Below are 11,764 nucleotides of genomic sequence, written 5' to 3' on the forward strand. Positions count from 1 at the left end.
ATTCATTGCGGATTGCGGCTAGAGTTTCAGAAAAAGGGGAAGCGTGGCCCGTATCGCGGGCCACCAACAGGGGCATGATCCGCTATCTGATCTACAACGCCAGCACTGTTCACCGTTAGCGTCCTTCGAGGCGCGGGCGCTCCGGCGCCATCGGCGAAACAGTCATCTGGTGTTGCATGCATGATCTAATCTCCGCACAGGCCTTCTTCGAGAGCAATCCCGACATCGAAGTGCTCGAGGCCTTCGTCATCGACGTCAACGGCGTGCCTCGCGGAAAATGGATACCCCGCGAGCGGGCGCTCGACGTCCTGTCCAAAGGCATGGCAATGCCGCGTTCGGTCTATGCGCTGGACGTGTGGGGCCGTGACGTCACCGCCGCCGGCCTCGCCGAAGGCACCGGCGATCCGGACGGCATCTGCATGCCGATCCCCGGCACGCTGTCGCGCGTTACCTGGCTCAACCGGCCCACGGCCCAGGTGCTGCTCGGCATGCAGGACCCTGACGGGCAAGGCTTCTACGGCGATCCGCGGCAGATCCTCGCCAACGTCCTCAAGGGGTTCACCAAGCTCGGGCTGACCCCGGTGGTGGCGACGGAGCTGGAATTCTACCTCATCGATCCGGTTCGCTCCGCCCTCGACCCGGTCCGCCCGCCGAACTCGCGCGACGGCCGGTGGCACACCGGCCAGACCCAGGTGCTGTCGATCTCCGAACTGCAGGATTTCGAGGAGGTGTTTCATGGCATCGCCTCGGCTGCACGCGCGCAAGGCATACCCGCCGACACGACGCTGCGGGAAAACGGGCCAGGACAATACGAGATCAACCTCAACCATGTTGCGGACGCGCTGAAGGCGGCCGACTATGCGGTGCTGCTCAAGCGGGTGGTCAAGGGCGTGGCGCGGGCCAACGATCTCGACGCGACCTTCATGGCCAAGCCCTACGGCACGCAGGCGGGAAGCGGCATGCATGTGCACTTCTCGCTGATCGACGAGAGCGGCACCAATGTCTACGCCGGTGCCGATGGCCCTTCCGAAATGCTCTTTCACTCCGTCGGCGGGCTCCTGGAGAACATGGGGGAGAGCATGGCCGTCTTCGCACCGCATGCCAATTCCTACCGGCGGCTGCGGCCCAGCGAGCATGCGCCGACCTATGCGTCCTGGGGCTTCGACAACCGTTCGGCGGCCGTACGCGTCATCACCGCCAGCAAGCCGGCGACCCGGATCGAGCATCGGGTGGCGGGTGCCGACACCAATCCCTACCTCGTGCTGGCTATGATCCTCAATGCCGCGCTGAGCGGCATCCGCGAGAAACTGAATCCCGGCGGTGCGATCACCGGCGACGAGCATGCGGTAAGCCACGAGCCGCTCCCCACCAATTGGGACTATGCGCTCCAGCAGTTTGCCAAGTCCACCTTCGCCTATGCCACGCTCGGGCCCAAGTACCGCGCCCTCTACACGGCCTGCAAGCAACAGGAAATCGGCGAGTTCTCCCTTCGCGTCACCGATGTCGAATACGACGCCTACATCCGGACGGTGTGACATGACCTACAAGACGAGCGACAATCCCGGCCACACGAACTCCTGGTACGCGGCCTCGGCCAACGACAAGCGGGTACGACCGCGGCTGGAGGGCGAGATCGAGGCGGATGTCTGCGTCATCGGCGCCGGATTCACCGGCATTTCGGCGGCGCTCGAACTCGGCGAGCGGGGCTATAAGGTCGTCGTCCTGGAGGCGGAGCGGATCGGCTTCGGCGCTTCCGGGCGCAATGGCGGCCAGATCGTCAACGGCTATAGCCGCGACCTGCAGACGATTGCCGGCCGCTACGGTCACGATAAGGCCGTGAAGCTCGGCGCGATGTCTCTGGAAGGCGGTGAGATCATCCGGTCGAGGGTGGAGAAGTATCCGATCGCCTGTGACCTCGTGCATGGCGGCTTCTTCGCAGCCTTTACCGAGAAGCAGGTGCGCGAGATGGAGGCGCACAAGGCGCATTGGGAGAAGCACGGCCATACGGGGCTGGAGATGGTGAGCCGGCACGAGGTCGGCCGCTACGTGAAGACCGACCGCTATGTGGGCGGCATGATCGACCGGCTCGGGGGGCACATCCACCCGCTCAACCTGGTGCTGGGCGAGGCCGCCGCTGTCGAGTCGCTTGGCGGCCGGATCTTCGAACTGTCGCGGGTGACTGCCGTTGAGCCAGGCCCGCGTCCACTCGTCCGGACCGCGGCGGGATCAGTGCGCGCAGATTACGTGCTCGTCTGCGGCAATGCCTACCTCTCACCTCTTCTGCCTGAAATTCACGGCCGCATGATGCCGGTCTCAAGCCAGGTGATGGCGACGGAGCCGCTGGATGCCGACCTGATCGAGTCCCTGCTCCCGGCGAACTACTGCGTCGAGGACGCCAACTACATCCTCGACTACTATCGCCGGACCTCGGACAACCGGCTGCTCTACGGCGGCGGCATCGGCTACGGCGGCCACGATCCCAAGGATCTCACCGGGGCGATCCGCCCGAACATGCTGAAGACGTTTCCGCAGCTCAGGGACGTACGGATCGACTATGCATGGGGCGGCAACTTCGCCCTCACCCTCACCCGCATTCCCCACATGGGCGGGCTTTCCGATCGCATCTATTTCTCGCACGGCGACAGCGGCCATGGCGTGACGACCACCCATCTGCTCGGCAAGATCCTTGGCGAGGCCGTGGCGGGGCATGCCGAGCGGTTCGACGTGTGGTCATCCCTGCCGAACCTCCCCTTCCCCGGCGGCAAGACCTTCCGGGTGCCGCTGACGGTATTGGGAGCCTGGTGGTACGGGCTGAGGGACAAAATCGGGCTCTAGGAGGACGGCCGGCCAGCCCCCTGGCGATCCGGCAGGAACCTCCGCAGTTGGACCTTGGACGCCAACTTGAAGTCGGACAGGATACACCGGCCTTCCTCCTCATCCACGAGAAGCGCAAGGCGAACGGCCGAGCCGGCGAGCTGGAACATGAGGAAGACGGTTCTCTGGAACTCCTCGCACCGGTCCGGATCCATCAAGGGGCAGACCGCCTCGGCAAAGATCCTGCTGTGCAGCCTTGACCCCTCGATATCGAGAAGGGCGAGCGCCTTGTCGGCTTGCGTGGCGTTCAGGAGATCCTGGATGGCCGGATTGCCCCTTATCCGCTGGTAGTAGAGGTCCACCAGACGGTCGATCGCATCGAAGGCATCCTCCGGCGTCTGCACGTTCGTTGCCGAGGCTTCCACCAGTTCCATCACGCTGTCCGCGTAGCGCTGGTAAAGCGTGGCGAGAATCGCCGATTTGTTGGGGAAATACTGGTAGACGGATGCGATCGGGCCTCCGGACAGAGAGGCGATCTCCTTCATCGTCACGGCATCGATACCTTTGCGGCCGATCAGATCCATCGAGACCTTCAGTATCTCGTCGATACGCTCGCGGCTACGCTCCTGCTTCGGAACACGCCGCAGAAGCGCCCGCGTTCCATCCTGACCGGCGTCAGACATTCGCAACATCTCTCCTTCGCACACGTCTTCGATGCAAAGCATCGTTCTTCCATCGCTGCGCATGAAAACGCATCCGACGGTACATGCGAGTATGGAGCCTGCGTGATTTAGATCATGCAAATGAAATTTGCATGATCATTTTCGTATCTAAAGAAATTCTACCGGAAATGTGCCCCGACCGCTCAGAGGGCCAGTTCCCGGAGACCGGATTCGGCCGCCGCGACGATCTCATCCAGGGTCGCATCGATATCGACGGTTACGACCCCTTCTTCGCCCTCCGGCGTTTCCAGTGTGGCGAGTTGGCTGTGCAAAAGCGACAAGGGCATGAAATGGCCCGTCCGTTCCCCCATCCGCACCTCCAGGAGCTGCGGCGATCCCTTCAGGAAGACGAAATAGAGTCTTCCGCCCGCGGCCTTCCGCAACCGCTCGCGATAGACGCGCTTGAGCGCGGAGCACGAAAGCACAAGCGTCTTTCCGGCGGAGACTGCGTCTGCCAATTCCTGACCGACGAGATCGAGCCACGGCCACCGGTCCTCGTCCGTCAACGGAATCCCTTTGGCCATCTTCTCGACGTTGGCGGCCGGATGGAGCCGGTCGCCTTCGACGAAATCGCAGTCCAGCCGGCGGGAGAGCATTTCGCCGATGGAGGACTTGCCGGCGCCGCTGACGCCCATGACGATGATGGCTGAGGGTGTTCGGATGGTCATAACTGGTTTCCTTGCTGCTGTTCAGCCAGCTATCCCTGTCTTTCGGCTTCCACAAGCCCGGCCACCCGCTTTTCACAGGCGTGAGCAGGCTCAGCGACGGGTGATATCGCGACGAAGGACGAAGGGCATCAGGACCGACAGGATCACCAGCCGCAGCACGTGATGGGCGCCGACATAGGTCGGCTGCGCATGCAGCATGACGGCCATGGCGGCCATGGTCTCAAGGCCTCCGGGGGCAAAGGCGATCAGGGCCGCGTCGAGAGGAACCGCCGTCAGGTAGGAAACGAGGACCGCGATGGCGGCCGCCAAGACCACGACGACCACCGTCACCACGCCGCCCGCGATGAACGCCGTGCGCATGGCCCGATAGGATGCGCCGGAAAAGCGGGAGCCGATAACGGCGCCGAGCAGCACATAGGTCGGGGTCATGATCCAGGACGGCAGGTCACCGGAGACGATGCCGGTCAGGTGGGTGCTGCCCGAGGCGATCATTCCGCCGAGCAGCAGCGCTGCCGGCACCTTCAGCCGGATGAGAAGATAACCGAGCGCCGCGGCGGCGGCGAACGATCCGGCAAGCGCCAGCGGATGCATCACGGCCGCAGGCGGCGGTGCAACGGAGACCAACCCCAGGACCTCGACGATCAACGGCACAGTGATCGTCAGTGCAAGCACCCGTACGCTCTGAATGACGCCGACCGCCAGCAGATCGCTTCGTGTGTCGGATGCCAGGCTCAGAACGAAACTCAGGTGACCGGGAGAGGCCGCCAGCAGCGCCGTCGCACGGTCGTAGCCGAAGAAGCGCTGCAAAGTCCAGGTCGCCGAATAGAGCAGGATGACGACGGCGACGGGAACCATGAGGAAGCTCAGCGGCCACGTCCGCGCAGCCACGAAGACCTCCGGAGTGAGCCCCGCCCCCATTGAAAGGCCGACGACGATGAAGGTGGCGTTGCGGACATGTTGAGGAATGCGAAGCGTCAGTCCCGCGAAGCCGGCAATCGTCACGGCCGTGGCGGGGCCGATGAGATAAGGCGCGGGCAAGGCAAGAAGCCGGGCCACGACAGCGCCCGCAGCAGCAATGAGCACCGTCAGAACAAAGATGCGGATTTCGGAAAGGGACATGCGGCAGCCTTGGGGGCTCGAAGGGAGGCGCGTCTTGCGACGATTTCCCTTCTATTGCATGTCACGCCGAGGTCAACCTCGACGCCCGGTCAGTGGGGGACGCCGCCGCTACTTCCGAAGGTCAGGCAGCCGAAACGTTCGCCAGGCGAGCAGGAGCCGGCATGTCCTCCAGACCGAGGAGGAAGTTGATCTGCGGACGCGCCTTGACCAGATCGTCGATCGTATATTCGGCGAGGACGGCGAAAAAGGCGTTGAGGGCCTTGCGCAGCGCCGAATTCAGGCCGCAGCTGTTCACGAGCGGGCATTCCGCGACGCGGTCCTCGAAGCATTCGGCCATGGCGAAATTGTCTTCCGTCACCTTCACGACGTCGAAGAGCGTGATCTGATCGGCTGCGCGCCCGAGACGCACGCCACCATTGCGGCCACGCACCGTTTCTACGAGCCCCGCCTTGTGCAGGGGCTGCAGGATCTTGAACAGGAAGAGTTCGGAAACGCCATAAGCCTTGGCTATCTCGGGAATCCGGCTCAGCTGCCCGTCGTTGGCGGCACAGTACATCAACATGCGCACGGCGTAGTTGGTCTGCTTTGTCAGTCGCATGTTCGTCTCCCCGAGGCTTGGACTACCATCATATAGGACGTCCCGTACTTTTGAACAATTCAAAAATAGGAAAATCGTGATCAAGTTAAGGCGACACCCTGTCCGTCAGCTATTGACCCTTTCCCGGTTTTCATGACTTTGTTCGTCAACAATCAAAACGCAAAAGGAGGAAGGGCATGCCGACAATCCGCAATCTCATGGCAGTCACCGCTTTGGCAACCGCGTCGTTCATCCCGGCGCAGGGGGCGTTGGCGGACGGCGAAGTCAACATCTACTCCTATCGGCAGCCGGACCTCATCAAGCCGCTGCTCGACGAGTTCACCAAGCGGACCGGCGTCCAGACCAATGTGTTGTTCCTGGACAAGGGGCTGGTCGAGCGTATCCAGGCGGAGGGCGCCAATTCCCCCGCCGACGTCATCCTCACAGTGGACATTTCACGGGTGATGGAGGCCAAGGACGGCGGTGTCACGCAGCCCGTGACGGAAAACGAAACGATCAACAAGGACATCCCCGCGCATTTCCGGGATCCCGCCGGCGAGTGGTTCGGCCTGACGACACGCGGCCGGGTGGTCTATGCCTCCAAGGAACGGGTGTCACAGGACGACATCACCTATGAAGAGCTTGCCGATCCTCAGTGGAAGGGCAAGATCTGCATGCGCGACGCGCAGCATTCCTACAATATCGGCCTGATCGCCTCCATGATCGCGGCCCATGGCGAGGAGCACACGGAGGAATGGCTGACCGGGCTGAAGAACAATCTGGCCCGCAAGCCGAGCGGCGGCGACCGCGACCAGGCCAAGGCGATCTTCGCCGGCGAATGCGATATCGCAATCGGCAACACCTACTATGTCGGGCTGATGCAGACCAACGAGAAGGAGCCGGAGCAGAAGGACTGGGCAGCGGCCATCAAGGTCCTGTTCCCGAACAGCGGCGACCGGGGAACGCACGTCAACATCTCGGCGATGGCGCTCGCCAAGAACGCGCCGAACAAGGACAATGCCATCAAGCTGATGGAATTTCTCGCTTCCGGCGATGCCCAGAAAATCTATGCCGAACAGGTCTTCGAATATCCGGTCATGCCGGGCGCGGAGCCCTCGGACATCGTCAAGGCCTTCGGCGAGATCAAGGCGGATACCCTGCCGCTTGCCGATATCGCCGCCAACCGGAAGAAGGCTTCGGAGCTGGTGGACAAGGTGGGTGTGAACGAAGGCCCGGAGGGCTGAGGACCTTCTGGAGGAAGCCGGCAGACCCGCCGGCTTCCTCCGCTGCCGATATTCGTCTGGCGGCTAGAGGCCCAGACCGAGCTTGGCCGCGGCCCAGGCGGAGGCACCGACCGCCGCGGCGAGGATTGCTGCCGCGAGCCCGATCCTCCTCCAGTAAGCGCGCCGCGCACGCTTTTCATCCCATTCGTAGGCCATGTCTCGTCCCTCTCCCAGCGGACGAGCAACTAGGGCGGCGCTAAATAAGATCAATGGCAGATACGAAAAGGCCCGCGCGAGGCGGGCCTTCGGTGACGATATGGCTTACTTCATGGTCGGCATGACGAACTCGGCGCCATCTTTGATGCCGGACGGCCAGCGGCTCGTCACCGTCTTCGTGCGGGTCCAGAACTTGATCGAGTCCGTTCCGTGCTGGTTCAGGTCCCCGAAGGAGGAGGATTTCCAGCCGCCGAAGGAATGATAGGCGAGCGGCACCGGAATCGGCACGTTGACGCCGACCATGCCGATATTGATGCGGGAGGCGAAGTCGCGGGCGGCGTCGCCGTCGCGGGTATAGATCGCGACGCCGTTGCCGTATTCGTGCTTCATCGGCAGGGCGAGCGCGTCCTCGTAGTTCTTCGCGCGCACCACCGACAGGACGGGCCCGAAGATCTCGGTCTTGTAGATGTCCATGTCCGGCGTCACGTTGTCAAAGAGGCAGCCGCCGACGAAGAAGCCTTCCTCGTAGCCCTGCAGCTTGAAGTTCCGGCCGTCGACGACGAGCTTCGCACCTTCCTCGACGCCGCGGTCGATCAGGCCCCGCACGCGCGCCTGCGCCTCCTTGGTGACCAGGGGGCCCATGTCCGCCTTCCCGTCCGTATAGGGGCCGATCCGCAGGCTCTCCACCATCGGCGTCAGCTTGTCGATGAGACGGTTGGCGGTCTCCTCGCCGACCGGAACGGCGACAGAGATCGCCATGCAGCGCTCGCCGGCCGAGCCGTAGCCTGCGCCGATCAGCGCGTTCGCCGCCTGATCGAGGTCGGCGTCGGGCATGATGACCATGTGGTTCTTGGCGCCCCCGAAGCACTGGGCTCGCTTGCCGTTCATCGCTGCGGTGCCATAGACGTAGCGGGCGATCGGGGTCGAGCCGACGAAGGAGACGGCACCGATTTCCGGATGGGTCAGGATCGCATCGACCGCGGCCTTGTCGCCGTTGACGACATTGAGGATGCCGGCGGGAAGACCTGCCTCGATCATCAGTTCCGCGAGGCGGATCGGCACGGAGGGATCACGCTCGGAAGGCTTGAGGATGAACGCGTTACCGCAGGCGATGGCTGGCGCGAACATCCACATCGGGATCATCGCCGGGAAGTTGAAGGGGGTGATCCCCGCGCCGATGCCGACTGGCTGGCGGATCGAATACATGTCGATGCCGGGGCCCGCACCCTCCGTGAACTCGCTCTTGGCGAGATGCGGGATGCCGATCACGAACTCGCAGACCTCCAGGCCGCGAACGATATCGCCCTTGGCATCCTCGATCGTCTTGCCGTGCTCGCGCGACAGCGTCTCGGCCAATTCGTCCATGTTTTCGTTCAGGAGCTGGACGAACTTCATGAAGACGCGGGCGCGTCGCTGGGGATTGGTCGCCGCCCAGGCGGGCTGCGCGGCCTTGGCCGCCTCGACGGCGGCATTCAGGTCGGCATCGGTTGCCAGCGAAACGGTTGCCTGCACTTCTCCCGTCGCCGGGTTGAAGATGTTCGCGGTCCTTCCGCTGCTTCCCCCGACCCGCTTGCCTCCGATAAAATGACCGATCTCGTACATGATGTTCCTCCGATCCATTGCTGGGGCCAAGGTCGCATCCAAAATTGCACAACGCAACAGGATAGTTTACGCATCCGTTGTGCGAAATCGTGCATAGGTGATAGGTGGACTGGGACGACATACGCCTCTTTCTCGCCGTGGCGAGAAGCGGACAACTGCTGGCGGCCTCGCGGCGGCTGGGCATCAATCACGCCACGCTCGGGCGCCGGATCACGGCGCTCGAAACCGGGCTCGGCACGCGCCTCCTCGTACGCCGGACAAACGGCTGCGAGCTTACTCCGGAAGGCCAGGTCTATTTCCACGCGGCAGAGCGCATGGAGGCGGAGATGCTGGGCGCTCAGGCCGCGACGGGGCAGATCGACACGAGCGTTGCCGGCACCGTCAGGCTCGGCGCCCCCGACGGCTTCGGCGTCTCCTTCCTGGCGCCGCGCCTCGGGCGGCTGATGCAGCAGCATCCACAGTTGAAGGTTCAACTGGTCCCGGTGCCGAGATCCTTCTCGCTGTCGCAGCGGGAGGCAGATGTCGCGATCACCATAGAACGTCCCGAGCAGGGACGGCTGATCTCGTCCAAGCTGACAGACTACTCCCTCGGCCTGTATGCATCGCATGCCTATGTCGCGTCCTACGGCAAGCCAGCCGAGGTCGAGGACCTGCGCCGTCATTCGCGCATCGGCTATGTGGAGGACCTGATCTTCTCCCCTTCCCTCAACTTCACCGGAGAGGTGATGCGCGACTGGGATGCCGGCTTCGAGATTTCCAGCGCCATTGGCCAGACCGAGGCCGTCCGTTCAGGTGCCGGGATCGGGATCCTCCACGACTACATCGCGCGCCAGTATCCGGAACTTGTCCGCATCCTCCCGGGGGTGGTGATCCGCCGCGCCTACTGGACAACCTACCACGAGAGCAGCCGCGACCTGATGCGGATCAAGACGCTGGTCGCCTACCTCAACGAGATCGTGAACCGCGAGCGTGGCACCTTCCTATAGATGCTGCGGCAGCGGAGCCTGCACGCCTCAACGGCTGCGCAGCTTCCGCAGCAGGATCCACTTCATGGGTCGAAGCCGCTGGTAGAGCTCCAGTTTCCTCATCCGTTCCGCCAGCCGCACGCGCTGCAGGTACAGCCGGCCGCGCAGCGTCAGCGCCTCGCGCCGCTCCACGAGCGGGATCGTCGTCCTGCAGCTTTCGAGCTTCCACGGTTCGTTACCGATGCCGAGATCCATCCACTCGTAGCCATTCCCGTGCAACCACTGGAGGCACCTGTAGAAGAGGATGCTTCCGGGCGAATGCCTGGTCCATTCGCCGCCCTCGAAGGACAGCATGATCGCATAGTAGCGCTTGCCGCTGACGAGACCCCATATAGTCGCGACCACCGTTTCGCCCGCCGTCAGGTAGAAGAGCTTCAGCATGCCGCAGCGCTGGAATACCTCCGTCCCGTCGCGGAAGAAGTCATGCTTGTCCCGGTCGACGTCGAAGCCCGGCACCATCGTCTCCTCGAAGCGCCGCTGCTTTTGGCGCAGCATCACTTCGGTAATACGCTTCACCTCTTCCTCTGTTTCCGCAAGGTGGAAGCCTACGGGCGCGACCCGCTCAAGGCCCCGTATCTTGCGCAACAACGTCGTACGCCGCGGGACCTCGGCGTCGATCTGTGGCCACGAACGCCTCAGGTCCGTGGCATGGCAGGAGAGGTCGCTGGCCCTGTCGCCCAGAAACGCGAGGGGATTTGCAACCCCCTCGACCTCCTTCGGCATCTTCGTCAGTTCCACGACATCGACGGACGGGAGCTGCGCTAGAATCCGCCGCCACAGCTTTTCAGCCTGCGCGACGGTCCAGTTCATCGTCATACGGAAGATGATCGGGGCGTTGTAGTCCGCCGCATCGTGATCGATGAACTGCAGTATCCGGATGCCGGAGCGCTTCAGGATGCGAACAGGCACAAACAATGCGGGATTCCCGCTGCCATCGCGGAGCTCGATGAAATGAAAGGTCTGTCCGCCGGCGCGGCCGAAGCTTGCCATCCAGGCCTGGAGAAACCCCCGTGACTGGAAGGCATGGAAACCGACATCGAGCCTGGACGAAGGCGCGCCGGAGGGCCATTCCGGAGACAGGTCCTCAAGCCGATCCCGCGTCACGATTTCAAACGAATCCGTCACTCTACCTCCGCCGATTTACGCGTGGGAGGAAGAGTGCCCGATCCGAGTCAAAATTGGGTTTATCGATTGCAGGTTTTTCGAGACGTCGCAGACCTTCCGCCGGTCAGGCCAGCAGGAAGGTGGCCGGAGGCAATCCCAATGCGGAAGCGATGCGCTGGAGTTGCGCGGGATCCGCGGCATCGCCATTCTCGATCGCCGTCAGTTCGCCCACGGTCAGGCCCGTGGTGACGGCAACCTGATCGAGCGAATAATTCATCGACTGCCGGACTTCGATAAGCGCAGCAGAGACACGTTGAGGAGAGATAGCGGTTTTTACCGCGCCTTCGAAATTGTTCATGGAAACAGACATGGTAACTCCTTCTGAGAGTTTTTGCGCCGCAGGCGGAGTATGAAGATTTGAAGAAAATGGCGCTCACGCGCCGTTACCAAATTAGGTTCTTCAACTTCATTCGGCAAGGGCTTGGAGGGCGGACGACCTGAGACCTTGCCGGGTACACAAAAAAGCAGGGACGAGAAACGGAGGCGTCGCCTCGGCACGAAAAGCGATAGACGGGAAGTGGTACGGTTGGCTGGAGTTGAACCAGCGACCTCAGGTGCCACAAACCTGCGCTCTAACCAACTGAGCTACAACCGCGCAATCCGGCCGCCGCAGCGGCTTTCGGGGTCAAATACG

Annotated in this window: 12 protein-coding genes and 1 tRNA gene; 4 read left to right on the forward strand and 9 right to left on the reverse strand. The window is 62.9% G+C overall.

All coding sequences use genetic code 11. The features are described from left to right. The first annotated feature begins 176 nt into the window (after window positions 1-176). Complete coding sequence (locus RTCK_RS19965; RefSeq protein WP_142594155.1) at window positions 177-1,535, forward strand: glutamine synthetase family protein; 1,359 nt, start codon at window positions 177-179, stop codon at window positions 1,533-1,535. A 1-nt stretch (window position 1,536) separates the two neighbouring features. Further along, on the forward strand, window positions 1,537-2,835 hold the full coding sequence (locus tag RTCK_RS19970; protein ID WP_142594156.1) for an NAD(P)/FAD-dependent oxidoreductase: 1,299 nt from the start codon (window positions 1,537-1,539) through the stop codon (window positions 2,833-2,835). On the opposite strand, the gene RTCK_RS19975 is transcribed toward RTCK_RS19970, so the two are convergent. The 4 genes from RTCK_RS19975 to rirA all read right to left on the reverse strand — a co-directional run bounded on the left by RTCK_RS19975 (window position 2,832) and on the right by rirA (window position 5,921). Then, on the reverse strand, window positions 2,832-3,497 hold the full coding sequence (locus RTCK_RS19975) for a TetR/AcrR family transcriptional regulator (RefSeq protein ID WP_142521739.1): 666 nt from the start codon (window positions 3,495-3,497) through the stop codon (window positions 2,832-2,834). The two genes, RTCK_RS19970 and RTCK_RS19975, sit on opposite strands and share 4 nt — an antisense overlap. A gap of 182 nt (window positions 3,498-3,679) precedes the next feature. Further along, the gene (locus RTCK_RS19980) at window positions 3,680-4,204 is read right to left on the reverse strand and encodes a gluconokinase (protein ID WP_142594157.1); all 525 of its coding nucleotides are present in this window, start codon (window positions 4,202-4,204) and stop codon (window positions 3,680-3,682) included. Between the two features lie 90 nt (window positions 4,205-4,294). Next, window positions 4,295-5,323, reverse strand: a complete 1,029-nt coding sequence (locus RTCK_RS19985) for an AbrB family transcriptional regulator (protein WP_142521741.1) — start codon at window positions 5,321-5,323, stop codon at window positions 4,295-4,297. A 121-nt stretch (window positions 5,324-5,444) separates the two neighbouring features. Continuing rightward, window positions 5,445-5,921, reverse strand: coding sequence for an iron-responsive transcriptional regulator RirA (gene rirA, locus RTCK_RS19990; protein ID WP_142521742.1), 477 nt, complete (start codon window positions 5,919-5,921; stop codon window positions 5,445-5,447). 197 nt (window positions 5,922-6,118) lie between these two features. On the opposite strand from rirA, the gene RTCK_RS19995 reads away from it, so the two are divergent. Continuing rightward, the gene (locus tag RTCK_RS19995) at window positions 6,119-7,144 is read left to right on the forward strand and encodes a Fe(3+) ABC transporter substrate-binding protein (protein ID WP_235988785.1); all 1,026 of its coding nucleotides are present in this window, start codon (window positions 6,119-6,121) and stop codon (window positions 7,142-7,144) included. 63 nt (window positions 7,145-7,207) lie between these two features. Here the strand turns inward: RTCK_RS19995 and RTCK_RS21080 are convergent, their stop codons facing one another. Beyond that, window positions 7,208-7,339: a hypothetical protein gene (locus tag RTCK_RS21080; RefSeq protein ID WP_268963155.1), complete on the reverse strand. Its 132-nt coding sequence runs from the start codon at window positions 7,337-7,339 to the stop codon at window positions 7,208-7,210. Between the two features lie 105 nt (window positions 7,340-7,444). Beyond that, on the reverse strand, window positions 7,445-8,941 hold the full coding sequence (locus tag RTCK_RS20000) for a CoA-acylating methylmalonate-semialdehyde dehydrogenase (protein ID WP_142594159.1): 1,497 nt from the start codon (window positions 8,939-8,941) through the stop codon (window positions 7,445-7,447). A 104-nt stretch (window positions 8,942-9,045) separates the two neighbouring features. On the opposite strand from RTCK_RS20000, the gene RTCK_RS20005 reads away from it, so the two are divergent. After that, complete coding sequence (locus RTCK_RS20005; protein ID WP_142521745.1) at window positions 9,046-9,927, forward strand: LysR family transcriptional regulator; 882 nt, start codon at window positions 9,046-9,048, stop codon at window positions 9,925-9,927. Window positions 9,928-9,954: 27 nt separating this feature from the next. Here RTCK_RS20005 and RTCK_RS20010 read toward each other — a convergent pair whose 3' ends face one another. From RTCK_RS20010 to RTCK_RS20020, 3 genes are all read right to left on the reverse strand, one after another. Then, window positions 9,955-11,091: a GNAT family N-acetyltransferase gene (locus RTCK_RS20010; RefSeq protein ID WP_142594160.1), complete on the reverse strand. Its 1,137-nt coding sequence runs from the start codon at window positions 11,089-11,091 to the stop codon at window positions 9,955-9,957. Between the two features lie 103 nt (window positions 11,092-11,194). Next, window positions 11,195-11,440 (reverse strand): helix-turn-helix domain-containing protein, encoded by a 246-nt coding sequence (locus tag RTCK_RS20015; RefSeq protein WP_142521747.1) that lies wholly within the window; start codon window positions 11,438-11,440, stop codon window positions 11,195-11,197. A 208-nt stretch (window positions 11,441-11,648) separates the two neighbouring features. After that, window positions 11,649-11,725, reverse strand: a tRNA-His gene (locus tag RTCK_RS20020). Between the last annotated feature and the right edge of the window lie 39 nt (window positions 11,726-11,764).

The organism is Pseudorhizobium endolithicum (assembly GCF_902153245.2).
In the GTDB taxonomy this organism is placed as follows: domain Bacteria; phylum Pseudomonadota; class Alphaproteobacteria; order Rhizobiales; family Rhizobiaceae; genus Neorhizobium; species Neorhizobium endolithicum.

Excerpts from the sequence above, each read along its gene's own strand:
- RTCK_RS19975 (WP_142521739.1), bottom strand. The coding sequence starts at position 3,497 with ATGTCTGACGCCGGTCAGGATGGAACGCGGGCGCTTCTGCGGCGTGTT.
- RTCK_RS20000 (WP_142594159.1), bottom strand. The coding sequence starts at position 8,941 with ATGTACGAGATCGGTCATTTTATCGGAGGCAAGCGGGTCGGGGGAAGC.
- RTCK_RS19985 (WP_142521741.1), bottom strand. The coding sequence starts at position 5,323 with ATGTCCCTTTCCGAAATCCGCATCTTTGTTCTGACGGTGCTCATTGCT.
- rirA (WP_142521742.1), bottom strand. The coding sequence starts at position 5,921 with ATGCGACTGACAAAGCAGACCAACTACGCCGTGCGCATGTTGATGTAC.
- RTCK_RS21080 (WP_268963155.1), bottom strand. The coding sequence starts at position 7,339 with ATGGCCTACGAATGGGATGAAAAGCGTGCGCGGCGCGCTTACTGGAGG.
- RTCK_RS19995 (WP_235988785.1), top strand. The coding sequence starts at position 6,119 with ATGGCAGTCACCGCTTTGGCAACCGCGTCGTTCATCCCGGCGCAGGGG.
- RTCK_RS19980 (WP_142594157.1), bottom strand. The coding sequence starts at position 4,204 with ATGACCATCCGAACACCCTCAGCCATCATCGTCATGGGCGTCAGCGGC.
- RTCK_RS20015 (WP_142521747.1), bottom strand. The coding sequence starts at position 11,440 with ATGTCTGTTTCCATGAACAATTTCGAAGGCGCGGTAAAAACCGCTATC.
- RTCK_RS19970 (WP_142594156.1), top strand. The coding sequence starts at position 1,537 with ATGACCTACAAGACGAGCGACAATCCCGGCCACACGAACTCCTGGTAC.
- RTCK_RS19965 (WP_142594155.1), top strand. The coding sequence starts at position 177 with ATGCATGATCTAATCTCCGCACAGGCCTTCTTCGAGAGCAATCCCGAC.